The organism is Streptomyces sp. NPDC054796 (genome assembly GCF_053611545.1).
Map to the genome: position 1 here is coordinate 15,886 of NZ_JBSHAO010000027.1, position 19,839 is coordinate 35,724.

The following is a 19,839-nucleotide window of genomic DNA, read 5'->3' on the forward strand; positions in this document are numbered from 1 at the left end:
TCAAACGCTCGTGTGAAAGAGCCCCTGCGAAAGAGGTCCGCCATGAAGCTGCTCGTGTACGGCGCCGGAGTGCTCGGCAGCCTGTTCGCCGCCCGCATGCACGAGGCCGGTCACGACGTCTCTCTCCTCGCCCGGGGCGAGCGCCTGGCCGCCCTGCGCAGGCACGGGGTGCGGCTCGCCGAGGAAGACAGCCCAGCCGTCAGGCGGGTACCGGTACCGGTGGTCGAGCATCCGGACGGCGGGTACGACCTGATCACCGTCTTCGTCCGCACCCATCAGGTGGACGCGGTGCTGGAGTCGCTCGCCGGTGTCCAAGGCGACGTGCTGTTCCTCCACAACTGGGCGGCCGGAGCGCAGCCGCTGGGCGCGGTGATCGGCCACGAGCGGGTGCTGCTCGGTTTCCCCGCGAACGGCGGCACGATGGACGGCGACGTGGTCCGCTACCGCAAGAGCAACCTCGTGACACGCTGGGTCGCGATGCCGGTCGGCGAGCCCGACGGCCGCACCACCCCGCGGCTGGAGCGGATCGTGGAGACGTTCCGTAGCGCCGGGTTCAACGCCAGGGCCGAGCCGCGGATGGACGCCTGGCTCAGGACGCACGCCGCGTTCACGGTCCCGCTCGGGCAGGCGGCCCACGCGGCGGGCGGGCCGGTGGAGCTGGCCGCCGACCCGGATGCGGTCCGCGGCATGCTCCACCGCATACGGGAGAACCTCGCCGCGCTGGAGACGCCGCCGGTACCTCGCGCGTTCGCCGCGCTGCGGGCTCTGCCGCAGGGGCTCCTCGTGGCCGTGTTCCGGCGCTTCCTGAAGAGCCCGACGGCCGTGCACAGCGGACTCAGCGACTCCTCGCCCGCCACGGCAGCCGAACTCGATCGGCTGGCCGGACAGCTCCGTGTCCCCGCGGGAGGCCGCTGAGCCACCCAGGCCGGCGAGATCATCGCCGGGCGGCGCGGCGCCAGCGGTACTGGCGCGACGCCGAGGAACGCCGGCCCGACCGAACGCCGGCCCGACGGGGCAGGGCCTCAGCGCACCCTCACAGCCCCGTCGACGCCCGCAGGTCCGTCTTCATCTCCGCCAGGACCTCCGCCGCGCGGGCGCGGGCCCGCGACAGGCCGGCCGGGTCCGCGACGGGGAGCACGACCTCCAGGTAGCACTTGAGCTTCGGCTCCGTGCCGCTCGGCCTGACGACCACGCGCCCGGAGCCGACCTCCCCGCTCCCCGCGAGGTGGTAGCGCAGGCCGTCCGTCGGCGGGAGCGCGGGCGAGCCCGCGGTCAGGTCCTCGGCCGAGGCGACGGCGAGACCCGCGAGGGAGGACGGGGGCCGGGAGCGCAGGCGCTCCATCGCCGCGCCGATCAGCGACAGGTCCTCGACGCGGACGGACAGCTGGTCCGTCGCGTGCAGCCCGTACTCGACGGTGATGTCGTCGAGCAGGTCGGAGAGCGTGCGGTCGGCCTGCTTCAGCTCGGCCGCCAGCTCGGCGACGAGCAGCGCGGCCGTGATGCCGTCCTTGTCGTTGACGCCGTCCGGGTCGACGCAGTAGCCGAGGGCTTCCTCGTACGCGTAGCGCAGCTCCGGCACGCGCGCCAGCCACTTGAAGCCGGTGAGGGTCTCCTCGTACGCGAGCCCACCGGCCCGCGCGATCTTGGACAGCAGCGACGAGGAGACGATCGTCGTCGCGAACGTGCCGCGCGCCCGCTTGTGCACGAGGTGCGTGGCGAGCAGTGCGCCGACCTCGTCGCCCCGCAGCATGCGCCAGCCGTCGGCCGACTCCGCGTCGGGGACGGCGACGGCGCAGCGGTCCGCGTCGGGGTCGTTCGCGAGGACGAGATCGGGCCGCACCTCGCGCGCCGTCGCGAAGGCGAGGCCCATCGCGCCAGGCTCCTCCGGGTTGGGGAACGCGACGGTGGGGAAGTCCGGGTCAGGACCGGCCTGCTCGGGGGTGGCGACGGGGGCGGGGAAGCCCGCCCGTACGAACGCCTCGTGCACCGTCCGCGCGCCCACACCGTGCAGCGCGGTGTGCACGGTGCGCAGGTCGCGCGGGGAGCCCTCGGTCAGTACGGCGCCGCTGCGCGCGAGGTACGCGTCGATCGTCTCGTCGCCGAGCACCTGCCAGCCGGAGCCGGGCCGTGGCACCCCGGACAGCGGTCCGACGGCCTCGATCGCGGCGGCGATCTCGGCGTCGGCGGGCGGGACGATCTGGGAGCCGTCGCCGAGGTAGACCTTGTAGCCGTTGTCGCGGGGCGGGTTGTGGCTCGCGGTGACCATGATGCCCGCGACGGCGCCCAGATGCCGGATGGCGAAGGCCAGCACGGGCGTCGGCAGCGGCCCTGGCAGCAGCGCCGCGCGCAGCCCGGCGCCGGTCATCACGGCGGCGGTGTCCCGCGCGAAGTCGGCGCTCTTGTGGCGGGCGTCGTAGCCGATGACGACGAGGCCGTTGGCGTCGCCGTCGCCCTCGCCGCCTCCGTGGCCCTGGCCGCGCAGGTAGGCGGCCAGCCCGGCCGCGGCGCGGATCACCACGCTCCGGTTCATCCGCATGGGGCCCGCGCCCAGCTCGCCCCGCAGTCCCGCGGTGCCGAACTGGAGCGTGCCGGAGAAGCGCGCGGTCAGCTCGTCGAGGTCGCCCGCCTCGATGAGCTTGGCCAGCTCCTCCCGGGTCTCCGGGTCAGGGTCCTCGGCCAGCCACGTGCGGGCACGCGCTGTCACGTCCTCGTGCACGGTTCGCTCCTGCCTGTCAGCCTCTGTCGGTCACGGTCACGGTCACGGTTGCGGTACTCGCTGTGCTCCCATACTCGGCGCGGACGCCGCACGGGTTCCCTCAGACGCGCCCGAGTACCTGCGCCAGGAGCGTGCCCATCCGGGAGGCCGAGTCCCGGCCCGCCTGGAGGACCTCCTCGTGGTTGAGGGGTTCCCCCGTCATGCCCGCGGCGAGGTTCGTGACCAGTGAGATGCCGAGCACCTCCGCGCCCGCCTCGCGCGCCGCGATGGCCTCCAGGACGGTGGACATGCCCACCAGGTCCCCGCCGATCGCCCTGACCATGCCGATCTCGGCCGGGGTCTCGTAGTGCGGCCCGGGGAACTGCACGTAGACGCCCTCTTCGAGGGACGGGTCGATCTCCTGGCAGAGGGCGCGCAGGCGCGGGGAGTAGAGGTCGGTGAGGTCGACGAAGTTGGCGCCGACGATGGGGGAGGTGGCGGTGAGGTTGATGTGATCGCTGATGAGGACCGGCTGGCCGGGGCGCATGCCCTCGCGCAGACCGCCGCAGCCGTTGGTGAGGACGATCGTCTTGCAGCCGGCGGCCACGGCCGTGCGCACCCCGTGCGCGACGGCGGCGACGCCGCGTCCCTCGTAGTAGTGGGTGCGGCCGAGGAAGACGAGTGCGCGCTTGTCGCCCGCCCGGTACGAGCGGATCATGCCCGCGTGCCCGGCGACGGCGGGTGCCGGGAACCCCGGCAGATCCGTGACGGGGAACTCCTGCTCGGGCGTCCCGAGCGCGTCTGCGGCGGGCACCCAGCCGGAGCCCATGACCAGGGCGACGTCGTGGCTGTCCGTACCCGTCAGCTCGCGCAGCCGCGCCGCGGCGGCGTCGGCGGAACGGTGGGGGTCTTCGGCAATGTGTGCGGTGGCGGAAGCGTTCACGCGACGAAGGGTAGCCTGTTGTCGCCTACGCGCGTAGAAGGGTGGCCGAAGTCAAGGGGAAAGCACATGTCAGCGCGGTGATCGGCCGCTGACTCCTGTGCTTTCCCCCAGCCTCGCGGGAGAAGATCAGACTTCGTCGGTGACGAAGATGTCCTTGTCGTTGAAGACCTCGACGATGAAGATCAGCAGCCGCCCCATGGTCACCGTGTACTCGACGAGGATGTTCTGCGTGAGCCTGATGGTGCGGTCGTCGCCCGTCGCGCTTATGGGGCGGGACAGCTTCGGGAACGGGTCGCGCGCGAGCAGGGCGACGCCTTTGTCGAAGGCGGCCCGCTGCTGATCGTCCAGCCGGTCCCTCGCGGCTGCCGCCTGCTCGGTGAAATGCACCTGGTACGTGGGCATCGTGCTCTCCCCTCAGGGCCTCCCGGCCCCGTCCGGGCACAAGTCTAGGGCCGTCGCGCGAGGCGCGCGGGCCGTCGGAGGCAGTGGGCGGCGGGCGGGACCGCGGGGGTGGTCAGCAGGGGCGCTTGCGCAGTTCCATGACGTAGTCGTGGGGGGCACCGGCCGACTCCGCCGCGTCCGCGATGTCGCCGAGATAGCGGGCCGAGGGCAGGCCGCCCTCGTATCCGTTCAGGACGTAGCACCAGGCGGCCTCGTCCCCGTCGAGCGTGTGCACGCGCAGCCGGGCACGGCGGTAGATGCCCATGCCGACGCCCTCCCAGCGGTCCATCGAGTCCTCGTCCATGGGCGCGATGTCGTACAGGGCGACGAACGTCTGCGACACCGGGGCCTCGACCACGGTGGCCAGCGCTCCCTCCCAGCCCATCTGCTCGCCCCCGAACGTCAGCCGCCACCCGGAGACCCAGCCCGTGCCGCGCAGCGGGGAGTGGGGGGCGCGGCGTGCCATGAGCCGTGCGTCGAGATTGACCGCGTAGGCGGCGTAGAGCGACATAGGCACGAGGGTACGGGAGGGACGTCCGGGACTCAGGGGGGCAGAAGCCCCGAACGGAGGGGGCGGGCGGGTGGCGGCGCGGCGGGTGCGGGACACTGGAGTATGTGACTCGGATCGTGATCATTGGTGGCGGACCCGGCGGCTACGAGGCGGCGCTTGTCGCGGCCCAGCTCGGAGCGGAGGTGACCGTCGTCGACTGCGACGGTCTCGGCGGCGCTTCGGTGCTCACCGACTGCGTGCCGTCGAAGACCCTCATCGCCACCGCCGAGGTCATGACGAACTTCGACTCCTCTTACGAGGAGCTCGGCATCCGCGTCGAGGACAGCACCCACGACCCCAACGACCCGGCCCGGGTCGTCGGCGTGGACCTCGGCAAGGTCAACCGCAGGGTGAAGCGGCTCGCGCTCGCCCAGTCCCACGACATCACCGCCTCGGTCACCCGCGCGGGCGCGCGGGTCATGCGGGGCCGTGGCCGCCTGGAGCCCGCGCAGGCCCCTGACGGTTCGCGCCAGGTCGTGGTCACCGTCGCGGACGGCACGGAGGAGCGGCTGACGGCCGACGCGGTGCTGATCTCGACGGGCGGCCACCCCCGCGAGATCCCGGACGCGCGGCCCGACGGCGAGCGCATCCTCAACTGGACGCAGCTCTACGACCTCGACGAGCTGCCCGACGAACTGATCGTCGTCGGCTCCGGTGTCACGGGCGCCGAGTTCGCCGGTGCCTACCAGGCGCTGGGCTCGCAGGTCACCCTCGTCTCCTCGCGCGACAGGGTGCTGCCCGGCGAGGACGCCGACGCGGCGGCCGTGCTGGAGGACGTCTTCCGGCGGCGCGGCATGAACGTCATGAGCCGCTCCCGTGCCTCGTCGGCGAAGCGGGTGGGGGACCGGGTCGAGGTCACGCTCCAGGACGGGCGCACCATCACGGGCTCGCACTGCCTCGTCGCGGTCGGCGCCGTCCCCAACACGACGGACATGGGCCTGGAGGAGGCCGGGGTACGGCTCAAGGACTCCGGGCACGTCTGGACCGACAAGGTCTCGCGCACCTCGGCACCCGGCGTCTACGCGGCAGGTGACTGCACGGGCGTCTTCGCGCTCGCCTCGGTCGCCGCCATGCAGGGCCGCATCGCGATGTACCACTTCCTGGGCGACGCGGTCACCCCGCTCAACCTGAAGGCCGTATCCGCGAACATCTTCACCGACCCCGAGATCGCCACCGTCGGCTACAGCCAGGCCGACGTCGAGGCGGGCGTCATAGACGCGCGCGTCGTGAAGCTGCCGCTGCTGCGCAATCCGCGCGCCAAGATGCAGGGCATCAGGGACGGTTTCGTGAAGCTGTTCTGCCGTCCGGGAACGGGGATCGTCGTGGGCGGTGTCGTCGTCGCGCCCCGCGCGAGCGAGCTGATCCATCCGATCTCGATCGCGGTGGACAACAATCTGACCGTCGAACAGATCGCTAACGCGTTCACCGTGTACCCCTCGCTGACCGGCTCGATCGCCGAGGTGGCGCGGCAGTTGCACACGAGGAAGACCGCGGAAGAGGGCTGATGGGGGCCGATCAGGGCTGACGAGGGCCGATCGGCGCTGATCACGGGCCCGTTGGCGCGTACGGGCCACCGGATGACGCTTCTATACCACGCTGGGCGCTCTGGTACGAACAACTTCTGTTAATCGGCGCAAACCGCTGAAAGCAGACGGACATTGGCGTTACTGTCAGTTTCGTGTTCGCTGCGGAACGTCGTCAATTGATCCTCGAAATGGTGCGCGCGAACGGAGCCGTATCGCTCCGTGAGCTCGCACGCGTCGTCCAGACCTCCGAAGTGACCGTCCGACGTGACGTACGGGCGCTGGAGGCAGAAGGGCTGCTCGACCGCCGGCACGGCGGCGCCGTCCTCCCCGGTGGCTTCACCAGGGAGTCCGGCTTTCCCCAGAAATCCCACCTATCGACCGCGGAGAAGACGGCCATCGCCGATCTCGCCTCGGGACTCGTCGAAGAGGGCGAGGCGATCGTCGTCGGAGCGGGGACGACCACACAGGAACTGGCACGCAGGCTCGCCCGCGTGCCGGGGCTGACGGTGGTCACCAACTCGCTGCTCGTCGCCCAGGCCCTGGCACACGCCAACCGGGTCGAAGTCGTCATGACCGGTGGCACCCTCAGAGGTTCCAACTACGCGCTGGTCGGCAGCGGAGCCGAGCAGTCGCTCCAGGGGCTCCGCGTCTCCCGCGCCTTCCTCTCCGGAAGCGGCCTCACGGCCGAACGCGGTCTCTCCACGTCCAACATGCTCTCCGCGAGCGTCGACCGTGCGCTGGTCCAGGCCGCCACGGAAGTCGTCGTCCTCGCCGACCACACCAAGCTGGGCTCGGACACCATGTTCCAGACGGTGCCGACGGACGTCATCACCCGGCTGGTGACCGACGAGCCGCCCCCGCACGACGACCGTGCCGCGACGGAGTTGCAGGCCCTGGCCGATCAGGGTGTGCAGATCACCGTCGCGGGCCCCGCCGCGGGCGGCCCCGACGGGGTCGCGGGTTCGGGGGGAGCGCAGGGCGGTGCCGCCGCGCACGGGCAGCACGGTCAGCACGGGCAGGGCCGACGGGACATGCCGCTGCCCGGCCAGCGGCGCAACCACCAGCAGGGCGCGGGCGGCTCCCCGCCGTCGCCGCCCCAACTGCGCAGCGCCTCCGGCGGTCTCGCGGACGGGGCGCCGGGGCGCGTGGCCGATCTGGCGCCGAGGCGCCGATAGCGGCCGGCGGCGGACGGAGGAAGGCGGAAGGCCCGGCGCCGAGGCGCCGGGCCGCGCTGTACGGGGCTCCGGGGGCTCCGGGGAGGACCCGGGGGCTCCGGGGCCCCCGGCGTCAGTCCTTGATCTGGCAGATCACGGTGCCCGCGGAGAGCGAGCCGCCGATCTCGGCGCTGAGGTCCTTCACGGTCCCGGAGCGGTGCGCGTTCAGCGGCTGCTCCATCTTCATGGCCTCCAGGACGACGATGAGTTCGCCTTCCTCGACCTGCTGGCCCTCCTCGACGGCCACCTTGACGATGGTGCCCTGCATGGGCGAGGCCAGCTCGTCGCCAGAGGCGGCGGAACCGGACTTCTTGGCCGCCTTGCGCTTGGGCTTCTTCGCCGCGCCGTTGGCCGCCGGAGCCGCCGAGACACCCAGCGACGAGGGCAGCGAGACCTCCAGGCGCTTGCCGCCGACCTCCACGACGACGGTCTCGCGCCCGCCCTCGTCCTCGTCGGCCTCGGCACCGGCGCCCGCGAAGGGCTTGATCTCGTTGTTGAACTCCGTCTCGATCCACCGGGTGTGGACGTCGAAGGGCTCGCCCTCGCGGCCGTGGACCTCCGGCGCGAACGCCGGGTCCTTCACCACGACCTGGTGGAAGGGGATGGCCGTGGCCATGCCCTCGACGGTGAACTCGTCCAGGGCGCGGGCCGCGCGCTGGAGCGCCTGCTGACGGGTGGCGCCGGTGACGATGAGCTTGGCCAGCAGCGAGTCCCAGGCCGGGCCGATGACGCTGCCCGACTCCACGCCCGCGTCCAGCCGGACACCGGGGCCCGACGGCGGAGCGAAGGTGGTCACGGTGCCGGGCGCGGGGAGGAAGTTGCGGCCCGGGTCCTCGCCGTTGATGCGGAACTCGAAGGAGTGGCCGCGCATCGGCGGGTCGCTGTAGCCCAGCTCCTCGCCGTCGGCGATCCGGAACATCTCCCGGACCAGGTCGAGGCCCGTGACCTCCTCGGTGACCGGGTGCTCGACCTGGAGGCGCGTGTTGACCTCCAGGAAGGAGATCGTGCCGTCCTGGCCCACCAGGAACTCGCAGGTCCCGGCGCCCTCGTAGCCCGCCTCGGAGAGGATGGCCTTGGAGGCGCGGTACAGCTCCGCGTTCTGCTCCTCGCTCAGGAACGGGGCCGGGGCCTCCTCCACCAGCTTCTGGTGGCGGCGCTGGAGCGAGCAGTCACGGGTGGAGACGACCACGACGTTGCCGTGCTTGTCGGCCAGGCACTGGGTCTCCACGTGCCGGGGGCGGTCGAGATAGCGCTCGACGAAGCACTCGCCGCGGCCGAAGGCGGCCACGGCCTCGCGGACCGCGGAGTCGTACAGCTCCGGGACCTCCTCCAGCGTGCGGGCGACCTTCAGGCCGCGCCCGCCGCCGCCGAAGGCGGCCTTGATGGCGATGGGCAGGCCGTGCTCCTCGGCGAACGCGACGACCTCCTCGGACCCGGAGACCGGGTCCTTGGTCCCCGCGACCAGGGGCGCGCCCGCGCGCTGGGCGATGTGCCGCGCGGCGACCTTGTCGCCCAGATCGCGGATCGCCTGCGGGGGCGGGCCGATCCAGGTGAGCCCGGCGTCCAGGACGGCCTGGGCGAAGTCGGCGTTCTCGGAGAGGAACCCGTAGCCGGGGTGGATGGCGTCGGCGCCGGACTCGGCGGCGGCCTTGAGTACCTTCTCGACATCCAGGTAGCTGGCTGCGGGAGTGTCACCGCCCAGGGCGTATGCCTCGTCGGCGACGCGCACGTGCAGCGCGTCCCGGTCGGGCTCCGCGTAGACGGCGACGCTCGCGATACCCGCGTCCCGGCAGGCGCGGGCGACGCGGACTGCGATCTCGCCGCGGTTGGCGATGAGCACCTTGCGCACGATGACTCCCTACTTGGCGCTGCGCCGCAACAGTTGACGCTGTGATTTTAGGTACTGGCGACACCGGACGCCGAGTCGCCTTGGGGGGTGAGCTTGCCCACAGAGGCGGTGCTCCGCGGGCGCGGAAACTGCCACCGACCCTGTTGTTCCACGGTACGCCGGGTTTCGCCGCTTGCTCACCGAACCTCGGATGTGGGCAACGTCTCTGTAGGTGGACACCGGGACCGCCCGCGCATTTTTGTGGGATTCCTACGAAGTAGAGGGGGAAACTTTGCTTCGCGTCGATCCCCTTGCCGAGCCTGATACCCGTAAGTAGCGTTCGGCCTGCTGTACGACGTACTCGCGGTAACGAGCGGAAGTGGGTGGCGGGGTGGTGCTCAGACGTCCAGTGGCGGCGGTCGCGGCGCTGGTGCTGGTGCTGGAGGCGGCGGGGATCGTGCTGATCAACCTCGTCCTCGGCCTGGTCGTTGACGATCAGGACATGTCCCTCGCCGGTCTCGACCCCCGCGCGATGAGCGCGTCGGCCTGGATAGCGGGGTGCCTGTTCGGAGCCTATCTGCTGCTCTGCGCGGCGATCCTGCTGACCATGGCCGCGCGGGACAGGCCGCCGAAGAGCTTCTTCCGTATCGTCCTCATCAGCTGCGCCGTGGTGCAGGGACTGCTCGGGGCCGCGTCCGTGGGGCTCGTGGGGTGGGCCGCCTTCTTCTTCATGATGCTGTCGCTCGCGCTGATCGTGTGGTCGCTGGTCAGCTACGGCGACGGTGCGGGCAGGGGCCCGCGCGGCGCGGACGGGACGGCGGGCTCCGGTTCCGGTCCGGGTTCCGGATCGGGTTCGGGCTCCGGTTCCGGCGCGGGGCCCGAGCCCATGGGCCCGAGCCCCGAACCCTCGGCCTCCTGACCTTTCTGACGGACCTTCGGCCCGGACCCCCGCGGTCCGGTCGGGGCCCGGGCCGAAGGAACGTCAGCAGCAGTGGCCGCCCTCGCGGGGGTCGGCGTCGCGCCGGTCGGTGCGGCGGCGCTCGAACTCGCCGCGCGTGAGCACCCGCGCGTGCGGGTCCTCGGCGCGGGCGCGGGCCGCGTAACGCTCGTAGGCGTGCTCGCCGTTCAGCTCGCGCACGTACCAGAGCGTCCACGCGACGGTGTGCCGCAGCCGCGCCCGGACACCGGCGCCCGCGGGGAGCCGCGGCGCGGCGCCCGGCACGCGCGTGGTGCGGCTCTCGCGGCCGGCGCGGCGTCCGAGGCCGCCTCCGGTACGGCGTCCGGTGCCGCGCTCCTCGCGCCCTTCGCGGCGCTTACGGCCGGTGCGCGACGCCGACGACCTCGCACCCGGCACCGAGGGCGTGGCCGCACCGGGCGCGTGGGGCGGCTCGTACGCGCCGGACCCGTGGGAGCGTCCCGCACCGCTGGAGCCGGAGGCGCCACGCCTGCGGGGCCAGATCACGGCGCCCCGCCGGAGCCAGAGCCGGAACCGTCACCCGTCGCGGAACCCGTTCCCGCCCCCACAAGCGCGTCCTCGCGCGTCGCGCGCCGCTCCTCCGCCGTCGGGAACATCCCCGAGGGCGCGGTCAGCTTGGACTCCACGTAGGCGTCCTCGTGCGTCGGGAGCGAGCCCCCGTTGCGCAGCGCCTTCACGCAGACGCGGGCGCACGCCAGGAAGATGACGATCGTCAGCGCGGCGAAGACGGCGGACAGCGTGCCCGTGACGGTGGAGTTGTGGACGACGGTCTCCATGTCGGAGAGCGTCTTGGCCGGGGCCAGCACCTTCCCGTCGGCCAGCGCGTCCTGGTACTTGGCGCGCTGCGCGAAGAAGCCCACGGCGGGGTCGGACGAGAAGACCTTCTGCCAGCTCGCCGTCATCGTCACGGCCAGCGCCCAGGCCAGCGGCGCACCCGTCACCCAGGCCCACTTGAGCCGCCCGGACTTGATCAGCAGCGTGGTGCAGATGGTCAGGGCGATGGAGGCGAGGAGCTGGTTGGCCGTGCCGAAGAGCGGGAAGAGCTGGTTGATGCCGCCGAGCGGGTCGGTGACGCCGACCCACAGGAAGTAGCCCCATGCGAGGACGACGAGCGCCGAGGTGATCCAGATGCCGGGCTTCCACTCCTTGTCGCGGAAGCGCGGCAGGAAGTTGCCGAAGGTGTCCTGGAGCATGAAGCGCCCGACGCGGGTGGCGGCGTCGACGGCGGTGAGGATGAACAGCGCCTCGAACATGATGGCGAAGTGGTACCAGAAGGACATCATGCCGTCGCTGCCGAACGCCTTGGCGAGGATCACCGCCATGCCGACGGCCAGCGTCGGAGCGCCGCCCGTGCGCGCGACAAGGCTCTCCTCGCCGACCGCGTCCGCCATCGACTGGAGCTGATCGGGGCTGATGTGGAAGCCGAAGCCCTGCACGGCCTGCGAGGCGGACTGGAGGCTGTCGCCGAGCACGCCGGCCGGGGCGTTCATGGCGTAGTAGAGGCCCGGGTCGATCACGCAGGCGGCGACCAGCGCCATGATGGCCACGAAGGACTCCATCAGCATGGAGCCGTAGCCGATCAGCGGGACCTGGCCCTCCTTCTCGATCATCTTCGGGGTGGTCCCGGAGGAGATCAGGGCGTGGAAGCCGGAGAGCGCGCCGCAGGCGATGGTGATGAACGCGAACGGGAAGAGCGACCCGGCGAAGACCGGTCCGTTGCCCTCGCGCGCGAAGTGGGTGAGGGGGTCGGCCGCGAGGTCGGGGTTGGCCATCAGCACGCCGACGGCGAGCAGGATGATCGTGCCGACCTTCATGAAGGTGGAGAGGTAGTCGCGGGGCGCGAGCAGCATCCAGACGGGCAGCACGGACGCGACGAACCCGTACACGACGAGGCAGACGACCAGCGTCTTCGGCGACAGGACGAACGCGTCGCCCCACGGCGCCTCGGCCACCCAGCGCCCGCTGACGATGGCGAGCAGCAGCAGCGCGACCCCGATCAGCGAGACTTCGGTGATCCGGCCGGGGCGCAGCCAGCGCAGATAGACGCCCATGAAGAAGGCGATGGGGATGGTCATCGCGATGGAGAAGGTGCCCCAGGCGGACTCGGCGAGGGACTGCACGACGATGAGCGCCAGCACCGCGAGGATGATGATCATGATGGCGAACACGGCGATCAGCGCGGCGATTCCGCCGACCCTGCCGATCTCGTCCCGCGCGATCTGCCCGAGCGACTTGCCGTCGCGGCGCATCGAGAAGAAGAGGACGACCATGTCCTGGACCGCGCCCGCGAAGATCACGCCGACGACGATCCAGATCGTGCCCGGCAGATAGCCCATCTGGGCCGCGAGCACGGGGCCTACGAGGGGTCCGGCGCCCGCGATGGCCGCGAAGTGGTGGCCGAAGAGGACGCGGCGGTCGGTGGGGTGGAAGTCGACGCCGTCGTCGTGGCGTTCGGCCGGGGTCGCGCGGCTGTCGTCGGTCCGCAGGACCTTGCGGGCGAGGAAGCGGGCGTAGAAGCGCTGCGCGATGAGGTATGAGCCCACCGCGGCGGCGACGACCCAGATCGCGGAGATCTTCTCGCCCCGGGAGAGCGCGAGTACGGCCCAGCCCGTGGCGCCGAGCGCGGCGACACAGATCCAGGCGGCGATGCGTAGGGGGGAGAACTTGGACACTCCGTCGTGCCTTGCCTTTCCACAGGATGTTGCATGCAGGGGCCAGCGACGATGCTAACCAGCCACGACGGAGTAAAAGATCTCGATTGAGTGTCGTTATGTCCAAGTCGGAGCGGTGGGCGGCGCTTGGGTGGCGCGGGGCCTCACGCCCAGAGACCGGTCACCGGAACGTCCAGTTCCGCGAGCAGCTTGCGCAGCAGCGGCATGGAGAGGCCGAGGACGTTGCCGTGGTCGCCCTCGATGCCCTCGACGAAGGGCGCCGACCGCCCGTCGAGCGTGAACGCGCCCGCGACGTGCAGCGGTTCGCCCGAGGCGACGTACGCCGCGACCTCGGCGTCCGTCGGCTCCCCGAAGTGCACCGTGGTAGAGGCGGTGGCCGAGGCACGGGTGCCGTGGAGGGTGTCGATCACGCAGTGCCCTGTCTGGAGCACCCCGGAACGCCCGCGCATCGCCTTCCAGCGCGCCGTGGCCTCCTCGGCGTCGGCGGGCTTGCCCAGCGCCTGCCCGTCCAGCTCCAGCACCGAGTCGCAGCCGACGACGAGCGCACCGGCCGCCTCCGCGCGACCGGCCACCGCTGTCGCCTTCGCCTCGGCGAGCACGAGGGCCAGCTCGGCCGGTGTGGGCGCGTCGAGCGCGTCCTCGTCGACCCCGCTGACGACCACCTCGGGCGCGAGCCCGGCCTGCCGGAGCAGCCCGAGGCGGGCGGGCGAGGCGGAGGCGAGGACGAGACGGCGGGCGGGGGCGGCGGCCCCGGGGAGCTGAGAGGTCATGACCGCCATCGTAAGGAGGCGGGAGGGGGCGGGGGCCGGGCGGCCGGGCGCGGGCGGGTGTGCCGCGGGCTTCACCGGCGACCGGACGGGCGCGTCAGCGTACCGAGGAGAGCAGGAGCACGATCACGACGGCCACCGGGAGCAGCCAGGTCAGACGCCGCAGCATCGCCTGGGCGGTACGCAGCTCCTCCGGCGGCTCGTCGCGGGGGTCGGACCAGAGCATGCCTTCCATGCTCCGCCCGTCGGCGACGGGAACGCCTGAGTACGGGTACTCAACTCGGCCGCTCCCTCCGGCCTCCCCTTCCCCGCCGGTCTCCCGGCTCCCTTCTGTCCCGCGACCTCCCGTCGCGCCCCGCACGCGGGTGCGGCTACGGCAACCGGACCATGCCGTCCTCGTCGTCCGTCACGAGGCGGAGCGGAGCAGCGTGGGGCGGGGCGTGTGGTGCGCGGGATGCGCCGTTACGGTGCTGTGTGCGCCCGTGACGACTGGTGGGTAACCGGTGGGCCGGTATGTGCCGAGAGGCGGGGAGGACCAGCGGTGGTGGCGAGCGAGTTCGGGGATCTGGACGTCAGCGAGAAGTCCCTGAAGGCCATCACCAAGGGACTGCGCACCGCGATCGGCGAGCTGAAGGAGCTGGACGGCTTCGCCTCGGAGTCGGCTTCGCTGCGGGGCGCCGGGTTCAGCAGCATGGCCATGACGGGCCTGGAGGCGGGCGACGGCGCACTGGCCGACTCCTTCGAGGGCTTCTGCGAGCGCTGGGAGTGGGGGGTGCGGGCACTGGTCGGCGAGGCCAACGTCCTGGCGGAGAAGCTGGGCCTGGCCGCGGGCATGGTGTGGGAGCAGGACGCGTACTGGGCGGGCACCTGGAAGGTGGGCCTCAACTCGCTGGTGGGCAACCCGTACGCGAGCGAGGACGACGTGGCCGAGCAGAGCTACAGCGCCATCATCGAGCCCGACGCGCCCGAGACTCCCGCGCAGCAGAAGGCGGCGCTCAGCGCGATGGGCCAGGAGTGGAAGGACACGGGCCGCAGCCTCAGCACCGAGGGCCTGGGCGGGGCCCGTACGGACTTCGTGCTGGACCGTGCCGGGATACCCGTGGAGGCCCGGGAGCGGGCGCTGGACGACACGTTCGGACCCTCGCCCGAGGACCGGGCCGAGCGGGAGGGCGACGGCTGATGGGCCTGGGGGACTTCACGCCGGACTGGCTGGAGGACGGCGCCGAGAAGGGCGCCGAGATGCTCGGCACCGCCGTCGACCGGAGCACGGACTACGTCGCCGCCCGCTTCGACGAAGCGGGCGCGCCCGAGGGTGCGACGAACTGGCTGCGCGACAAGGGCGACGCCGCCGCCAACCGGCTGGGCGCGAAGGTCGGCGAGGCGCGGCTGGGGGAGACCGAGGACCCGAAGAAGCTGATCCACGGCAGCGTGAGCACGCTGCGCGCGAACGCGTCGCATCTGAAGGACTTCCAGAAGGCGTTCGAGAAGGTCGCCGCAGGACTGAAGGGGCTGGACTCCGAGCATCTGCGGGGCAAGGCGGCGGACGCGTTCCGGGAGAAGGTCGCCGTCGAGCCGAAGAAGTGGCACAAGGCGGCGGACGCCTGCGAGAAGGCGGCCAAGGCGCTGGACGACTTCGCCGGGACCGTCGAGTGGGCGCAGGGGCAGGCGCGGGAGGCGCTGGCGAAGTACAGGAAGGCGAAGGCGGCGTCGGACGCGCACGCGGAGAAGGTCAAGACCTATCAGGACTCGGTCGACTACGGCCTCAAGGGCGACGAACTCCCCGACAAGCCGAGCGACAGCGATCCGGGCGCCTCCGGCATAAAGGCCGCGCAGGCCATCCTCGACGAGGCACGCCGGCAGCGCGACGAGGCCGCGAGCACCGCCCGTACGGCCGTCGACGCGGCCAGGGACGCGGCGCCGCCGAAGCCGCCGGACAACATGCAGCTCGACTCGGGCCTGGACGGGCTGAAGACGGACGCCTCGTTCGCGGCGGGCGGCCTGATACGCGGCACGGCGGGCCTCGCGAACTTCGCGCGCGGCCTGAACCCGCAGGACCCGTACAACCTGACGCACCCCGGCGCGTACGTCATGAACCTGAACAGCACCGTGACCGGGCTGGTCCGGATGAGCAACGACCCGGTCGGCACGGGCAAGGCGATGTGGGACGGGTTCCGCGAGAACCCCTCCGAGTTCCTCGCCCGCCTGATCCCCGAGGCGGCGGGCTCCAAGGGGGTGGGGCTGGCCCGCAAGGGGCTGGGCGCTGCGCGGAGGGTTCCGCACGACGGGCCGTCGGACGACCTCGCCTCCGCCGACCGTTCCCCGCACGACCGCCCCGGAGACCGGCCGAACGACCGCTCCCCGGACGAGGACACGCGGGCACGCGACGACCTGGACCGCGACGGCGCGCAGGAGCACAAGACCGAGAACAAGGACAGGTGCTCCGACGACACCGACCCGGTCGACCTGGCGACCGGCAAGATGTACCTGCCGCAGACGGACGTGGCCCTGCCGGGCGCGCTGCCGCTGGTCTTCCGCCGGCAGGTGGAGTCCGGCTACCGCGCGGGCCGCTGGTTCGGGCCCTCCTGGGCCAGCACCGTCGACCAGCGCCTGGAGATCGACGCCGAGGGCGTCGTCCTCGTTACCGAGGACGGCCTCCTGCTGCCCTACCCCCACCCGGCGCCCGGGGTGCCGACCCTGCCCGCGAGCGGGCCGCGGAGGCCGTTGGAGATCGACGCCAACGGTGACTATCTGCTGACCGACCCCGAGAGCGGCCACAGCCTTCATTTCACGGGTCCGGCCGCGTCCGGTCCCGGCGGCGACGGAGTCGCGCCGCTGGAGGAGATCTCCGACCGCAACGGCAACCGGATCACCTTCGAGTACGCGCCCGACGGCACCCCCTCCCGTATCGCCCACTCGGGCGGCTATGAACTCGCCGTCACCACGGACAACGGCCGCGTCACGGCCCTGAGCCTGGTGGGCGCGGGTCCGGAGGGCGCGGATCAGCTCGTCAAGCGGTACGGCTACGACGAGCGCGGCAACCTCACCGACGTCGTGAACTCCTCCGGGCTGCCGCTGCGTTTCGCGTACGACGAGGAACGCCGGATCACCTCGTGGACCGACACGAACGACCGGCGCTACGACTATGTCTACGACGACCGCCACCGCGTCGTCGCGGAGGGCGGCACGGACGGGCACCTCCAGGTCCGCATCGCCTACGAGGACCCCGACCCGGCCACAGGACACCGCGTCACCACGCTGACCACGGCACGCGGCAACACCACCCGGTACGTCATCAACCGCGCCTGCCAGGTCGTCGCCGTCACCGACGCGCTCGGGCACACCGTCCGCACGGAGAGCGACCGGCACGGACGGCTCCTGTCCCGTACCGACGCGCTGGGCCGGGTCACGCGCGTCGAGCGGGACGGGGAGGGCCGTCCTGTGCGGGTGACGCGTCCGGACGGGCGGGTGAGGGAGGTCGCCTACGGGGAACGGGGCCTGCCGATCCGGGTCGTGGAGGCGGACGGCGCGCGGTGGGAGACCGCGTACGACGGGCGGGGCAACCGGGTGGCCGTCACCGACCCGGCGGGGTGTGTGACGCGGTACGCGTACGACGCGCGCGGCCACCTGGCCTCGGTGACGGACGCGCTGGGCGCCGAGACGCGGGTGGAGTGCGACGCGGCGGGGCTGCCGGTGGTGGTGACGGAGCCGGGCGGGGAGGCGACGCGGTACGAGCGGGACGCGTTCGGGCGGCCCGTCGTGATCACCGACCCGGTGGGCGCGGCGACGCGGCTGGAGTGGACGGTGGAGGGGCGGCTCGCGCGGCGTACGGGTCCTGACGGGGCGAGCGAGTCGTGGGCGTACGACGGGGAGGGCAACCGCGTCCGCCACGTCGACGCGGTCGGGGGCGTGACGTCGTACGAGTACACGCACTTCGACCTGCTGGCGGCGCGGACGGGCCCGGACGGGGTGCGGTACGAGTTCACGCACGATGCGGAGCTGCGCCTGACGCGGGTCACCGATCCGCAGGGCCTGACCTGGGACTACGCGTACGACGCGGCCGGACGCCTGGTGTCGGAGTCGGACTTCGACGATCGCGTGGTCACCTACGCGTACGACGCGGCGGGGCAACTGACGTCCCGTACCAACCCGTTGGGGCAGCCGGTCACCTTCGAGCGGGACCTGCTGGGCCAGGTGGTGCGCAAGGACGCGGACGGCGCGGTGACGACGTTCGGCTACGACCCGGCGGGACGGCTGCTGCACGCGGTGGGCCCGGACGCGGAGGTGATGTGGCAGCGGGACCGGCTGGGGCGGATCAGGACCGAGGTGGTCAACGGCCGCGCGACGACGTACGCCTGGGACGCGGTGGGCCGCCGGACGCGACGGGTGACGCCCACGGGCGCGGTCGCGGAGACGACGTACGACCCCTCCGGCAACCGCGTCTCGCTGACCACGGGCGGGCGCACGGTGGACTTCACGCGGGACGCGGCGGGGCGGGAGACGGGGCGCCGGGTCGGGGACGCGGTCCAGTTCGCGCAGGTGTGGGACCCGGCCGGACGCCTGAGCGCCCAGACGGTCACCGGCGGCCCCTCGGCCGCCACGATCCAGCACCGCGCCTGGACCTACCGCGCGGACGGCCACCTGGTGGGGGTGGAGGACGCGCTGGACGGGCCCCGCGTCTTCGACCTCGACGCGGCGGGGCGGGTGACCGGGGTGCGGGCGCAGGACTGGACGGAGTCCTACGCGTACGACGAGACGGGCAACCAGACCAGTGCCGCCTGGCCCGCCGCCCACCCGGGGGCCGAGGCCCAGGGCACCCGCACCTACACCGGCACACGCCTGCGCACGGCCGGGGCGCTGCGCTACGAACACGACGCGGCAGGGCGGGTGGTCCTGCGCCAGAAGTCCCGCCTGTCCAAGAAGCCGGACACCTGGCGCTACACCTGGGACGCCGAGGACCACCTCACCTCGGTGACCACCCCGGACGGCACCGTGTGGCGCTACGGCTACGACCCGCTGGGCCGCCGCATCGCGAAGCACTCCGCGACAGAACGCGTCGACTTCACCTGGGACGGCCCCACCCTGGCCGAACAGACCACGACAGGGCCCGGCCTGCCCGATCCGGTGACGCTGACCTGGGACCACGACGGCCTGCGCCCCCTTGCCCAGACGGAACGCCTCACGGACGCCACGTCCCAGACCGAGATCGACTCCCGCTTCTTCGCCATCGTCACGGACCTGGTCGGCACCCCGACCGAGCTGGTGGACGACTCAGGCGAGATCGCCTGGCGCACCCGCACCACGCTCTGGGGCACGACAACGTGGAACGCCGACGCCACGACGTACACCCCCCTCCGCTTCCCGGGCCAATACTTCGACCCCGAATCGGGCCTCCACTACAACCTCCACCGCTACTACGACCCATCGACGGGGCGTTACGCGAGCCCGGACCCCTTGGGCCTTGAGCCCGCGCCCAACCCGGCAACGTACGTTCACAACCCGTTGACGTGGGTGGACCCGCTGGGGCTGGCGCCGGAGGGGTGTCCTGAAGAGGAAACCTCAGAAGGCGGAAAAAAGACACCGGACGCGAGTTCCTGGCGCTCCGAATTCGATTCCTTGCCGAGGGGGAAACAGGCGCACGTGCGAGAGATCTCTTCGCCAGAAGAGATGCGCGCTACCTTTGACAGATGGACACAGGATGCGGAGCGACTCCCTGCGCGTGGCCCAAAGATTCCGGATGTCTTCAAGTTGTCGGACGGAACCGTCATACAATGGAGGGCCGGTTCGCGTTCCGGCGGGGAAACGATTGACATTTTCCCCGAAGGGAAAAATAGCCTGAAGGTGCATCTCCCATGAAGAGGAAAGAAGTCATTCGGAGTCTTCTGACTGAAGGACTTGACGACTGGATTCCGGTTGACAGGCTCATTGATCTGGCGCGGGAGTCATCCACTGGCGGATCGCGTGACTTCAAGGAGGAGTTTGCGGAGATCCTGTCATGTCTACTCGACGACGGCTTGGTGATTGTGGGTGACCTTGAGGAGAAAGGTGTTTCCTCATGGGGAAGCGATAATGCGGAGATCTTGGCGAGAGTGGTCCATGACCTGGACGAGGCAAATTGGAGTCCACAAGGCGGCTCTTGCTGGATTGCGAATACCGAGCGCGGGGATCGCCTTGTCTCCTGACGGGTGACGATATGACGGTGAAAGGGCCCGCAGCATCACGCCGCGAGC

At 71.8% G+C, this 19,839-nt stretch carries 16 protein-coding genes; 7 read left to right on the top strand and 9 right to left on the bottom strand.

All coding sequences use genetic code 11. From position 1 onward, the window contains the following. The first annotated feature begins 42 nt into the window (after nucleotides 1–42). Complete coding sequence (locus tag ACWGJ2_RS22245; protein WP_453347904.1) at nucleotides 43–915, top strand: ketopantoate reductase family protein; 873 nt, start codon at nucleotides 43–45, stop codon at nucleotides 913–915. Nucleotides 916–1,033: 118 nt separating this feature from the next. Here the strand turns inward: ACWGJ2_RS22245 and ACWGJ2_RS22250 are convergent, their stop codons facing one another. The 4 genes from ACWGJ2_RS22250 to ACWGJ2_RS22265 form a co-directional block, all read right to left on the bottom strand. Then, complete coding sequence (locus ACWGJ2_RS22250) at nucleotides 1,034–2,716, bottom strand: phospho-sugar mutase (protein WP_453347905.1); 1,683 nt, start codon at nucleotides 2,714–2,716, stop codon at nucleotides 1,034–1,036. A 100-nt stretch (nucleotides 2,717–2,816) separates the two neighbouring features. After that, the gene (locus ACWGJ2_RS22255) at nucleotides 2,817–3,638 is read right to left on the bottom strand and encodes a purine-nucleoside phosphorylase (RefSeq protein WP_453347906.1); all 822 of its coding nucleotides are present in this window, start codon (nucleotides 3,636–3,638) and stop codon (nucleotides 2,817–2,819) included. Between the two features lie 126 nt (nucleotides 3,639–3,764). Then, nucleotides 3,765–4,040 (bottom strand): type II toxin-antitoxin system RelE family toxin, encoded by a 276-nt coding sequence (locus ACWGJ2_RS22260; protein WP_453347907.1) that lies wholly within the window; start codon nucleotides 4,038–4,040, stop codon nucleotides 3,765–3,767. Between the two features lie 112 nt (nucleotides 4,041–4,152). Beyond that, nucleotides 4,153–4,590, bottom strand: a complete 438-nt coding sequence (locus ACWGJ2_RS22265) for a gamma-glutamylcyclotransferase (RefSeq protein ID WP_453347908.1) — start codon at nucleotides 4,588–4,590, stop codon at nucleotides 4,153–4,155. Between the two features lie 95 nt (nucleotides 4,591–4,685). On the opposite strand from ACWGJ2_RS22265, the gene ACWGJ2_RS22270 reads away from it, so the two are divergent. Together ACWGJ2_RS22270 and ACWGJ2_RS22275 are read left to right on the top strand one after the other, a co-directional pair. Next, nucleotides 4,686–6,134, top strand: coding sequence for an NAD(P)H-quinone dehydrogenase (locus ACWGJ2_RS22270; protein WP_453348004.1), 1,449 nt, complete (start codon nucleotides 4,686–4,688; stop codon nucleotides 6,132–6,134). Nucleotides 6,135–6,343: 209 nt separating this feature from the next. Beyond that, nucleotides 6,344–7,330, top strand: coding sequence for a DeoR/GlpR family DNA-binding transcription regulator (locus ACWGJ2_RS22275; RefSeq protein ID WP_453348005.1), 987 nt, complete (start codon nucleotides 6,344–6,346; stop codon nucleotides 7,328–7,330). 112 nt (nucleotides 7,331–7,442) lie between these two features. Here ACWGJ2_RS22275 and ACWGJ2_RS22280 read toward each other — a convergent pair whose 3' ends face one another. Next, nucleotides 7,443–9,218, bottom strand: coding sequence for an acetyl/propionyl/methylcrotonyl-CoA carboxylase subunit alpha (locus ACWGJ2_RS22280; RefSeq protein ID WP_453347909.1), 1,776 nt, complete (start codon nucleotides 9,216–9,218; stop codon nucleotides 7,443–7,445). Between the two features lie 373 nt (nucleotides 9,219–9,591). On the opposite strand from ACWGJ2_RS22280, the gene ACWGJ2_RS22285 reads away from it, so the two are divergent. After that, on the top strand, nucleotides 9,592–10,116 hold the full coding sequence (locus ACWGJ2_RS22285; RefSeq protein WP_453347910.1) for a hypothetical protein: 525 nt from the start codon (nucleotides 9,592–9,594) through the stop codon (nucleotides 10,114–10,116). A 63-nt stretch (nucleotides 10,117–10,179) separates the two neighbouring features. Here ACWGJ2_RS22285 and ACWGJ2_RS22290 read toward each other — a convergent pair whose 3' ends face one another. The 4 genes from ACWGJ2_RS22290 to mmpB all read right to left on the bottom strand — a co-directional run bounded on the left by ACWGJ2_RS22290 (nucleotide 10,180) and on the right by mmpB (nucleotide 13,838). Next, complete coding sequence (locus tag ACWGJ2_RS22290) at nucleotides 10,180–10,659, bottom strand: CstA-like transporter-associated (seleno)protein (RefSeq protein ID WP_453347911.1); 480 nt, start codon at nucleotides 10,657–10,659, stop codon at nucleotides 10,180–10,182. After that, nucleotides 10,656–12,845: a carbon starvation CstA family protein gene (locus tag ACWGJ2_RS22295; RefSeq protein WP_453347912.1), complete on the bottom strand. Its 2,190-nt coding sequence runs from the start codon at nucleotides 12,843–12,845 to the stop codon at nucleotides 10,656–10,658. The genes ACWGJ2_RS22290 and ACWGJ2_RS22295 overlap by 4 nt, the downstream gene beginning before the upstream one ends. Nucleotides 12,846–12,988: 143 nt before the next feature. Then, nucleotides 12,989–13,624, bottom strand: a complete 636-nt coding sequence (locus ACWGJ2_RS22300; RefSeq protein WP_453347913.1) for a Maf family protein — start codon at nucleotides 13,622–13,624, stop codon at nucleotides 12,989–12,991. 85 nt (nucleotides 13,625–13,709) lie between these two features. After that, entirely contained in the window at nucleotides 13,710–13,838 is a 129-nt protein-coding gene (mmpB, locus tag ACWGJ2_RS22305) for a morphogenic membrane protein MmpB (RefSeq protein WP_453347914.1), read from the bottom strand. 318 nt (nucleotides 13,839–14,156) lie between these two features. On the opposite strand from mmpB, the gene ACWGJ2_RS22310 reads away from it, so the two are divergent. From ACWGJ2_RS22310 to ACWGJ2_RS22320, 3 genes are read left to right on the top strand one after another with little or no spacing between them, the layout of a single operon-like run. Continuing rightward, the gene (locus ACWGJ2_RS22310) at nucleotides 14,157–14,792 is read left to right on the top strand and encodes a hypothetical protein (RefSeq protein ID WP_453347915.1); all 636 of its coding nucleotides are present in this window, start codon (nucleotides 14,157–14,159) and stop codon (nucleotides 14,790–14,792) included. Further along, on the top strand, nucleotides 14,792–19,465 hold the full coding sequence (locus tag ACWGJ2_RS22315; RefSeq protein WP_453347916.1) for a putative T7SS-secreted protein: 4,674 nt from the start codon (nucleotides 14,792–14,794) through the stop codon (nucleotides 19,463–19,465). Before ACWGJ2_RS22310 ends, ACWGJ2_RS22315 begins: the two co-directional genes overlap by 1 nt. Then, complete coding sequence (locus ACWGJ2_RS22320) at nucleotides 19,462–19,791, top strand: hypothetical protein (protein WP_453347917.1); 330 nt, start codon at nucleotides 19,462–19,464, stop codon at nucleotides 19,789–19,791. Before ACWGJ2_RS22315 ends, ACWGJ2_RS22320 begins: the two co-directional genes overlap by 4 nt. Nucleotides 19,792–19,839 lie beyond the last annotated feature (48 nt).

What these genes read in the sequence shown, in the direction of transcription:
- ACWGJ2_RS22245 (WP_453347904.1), top strand. Translation starts at nt 43, where the DNA reads ATGAAGCTGCTCGTGTACGGCGCCGGAGTGCTCGGCAGCCTGTTCGCC.
- ACWGJ2_RS22260 (WP_453347907.1), bottom strand. Translation starts at nt 4,040, where the DNA reads ATGCCCACGTACCAGGTGCATTTCACCGAGCAGGCGGCAGCCGCGAGG.
- ACWGJ2_RS22265 (WP_453347908.1), bottom strand. Translation starts at nt 4,590, where the DNA reads ATGTCGCTCTACGCCGCCTACGCGGTCAATCTCGACGCACGGCTCATG.
- ACWGJ2_RS22275 (WP_453348005.1), top strand. Translation starts at nt 6,344, where the DNA reads ATGGTGCGCGCGAACGGAGCCGTATCGCTCCGTGAGCTCGCACGCGTC.
- ACWGJ2_RS22300 (WP_453347913.1), bottom strand. Translation starts at nt 13,624, where the DNA reads ATGGCGGTCATGACCTCTCAGCTCCCCGGGGCCGCCGCCCCCGCCCGC.
- mmpB (WP_453347914.1), bottom strand. Translation starts at nt 13,838, where the DNA reads ATGCTCTGGTCCGACCCCCGCGACGAGCCGCCGGAGGAGCTGCGTACC.
- ACWGJ2_RS22315 (WP_453347916.1), top strand. Translation starts at nt 14,792, where the DNA reads ATGGGCCTGGGGGACTTCACGCCGGACTGGCTGGAGGACGGCGCCGAG.
- ACWGJ2_RS22320 (WP_453347917.1), top strand. Translation starts at nt 19,462, where the DNA reads ATGAAGAGGAAAGAAGTCATTCGGAGTCTTCTGACTGAAGGACTTGAC.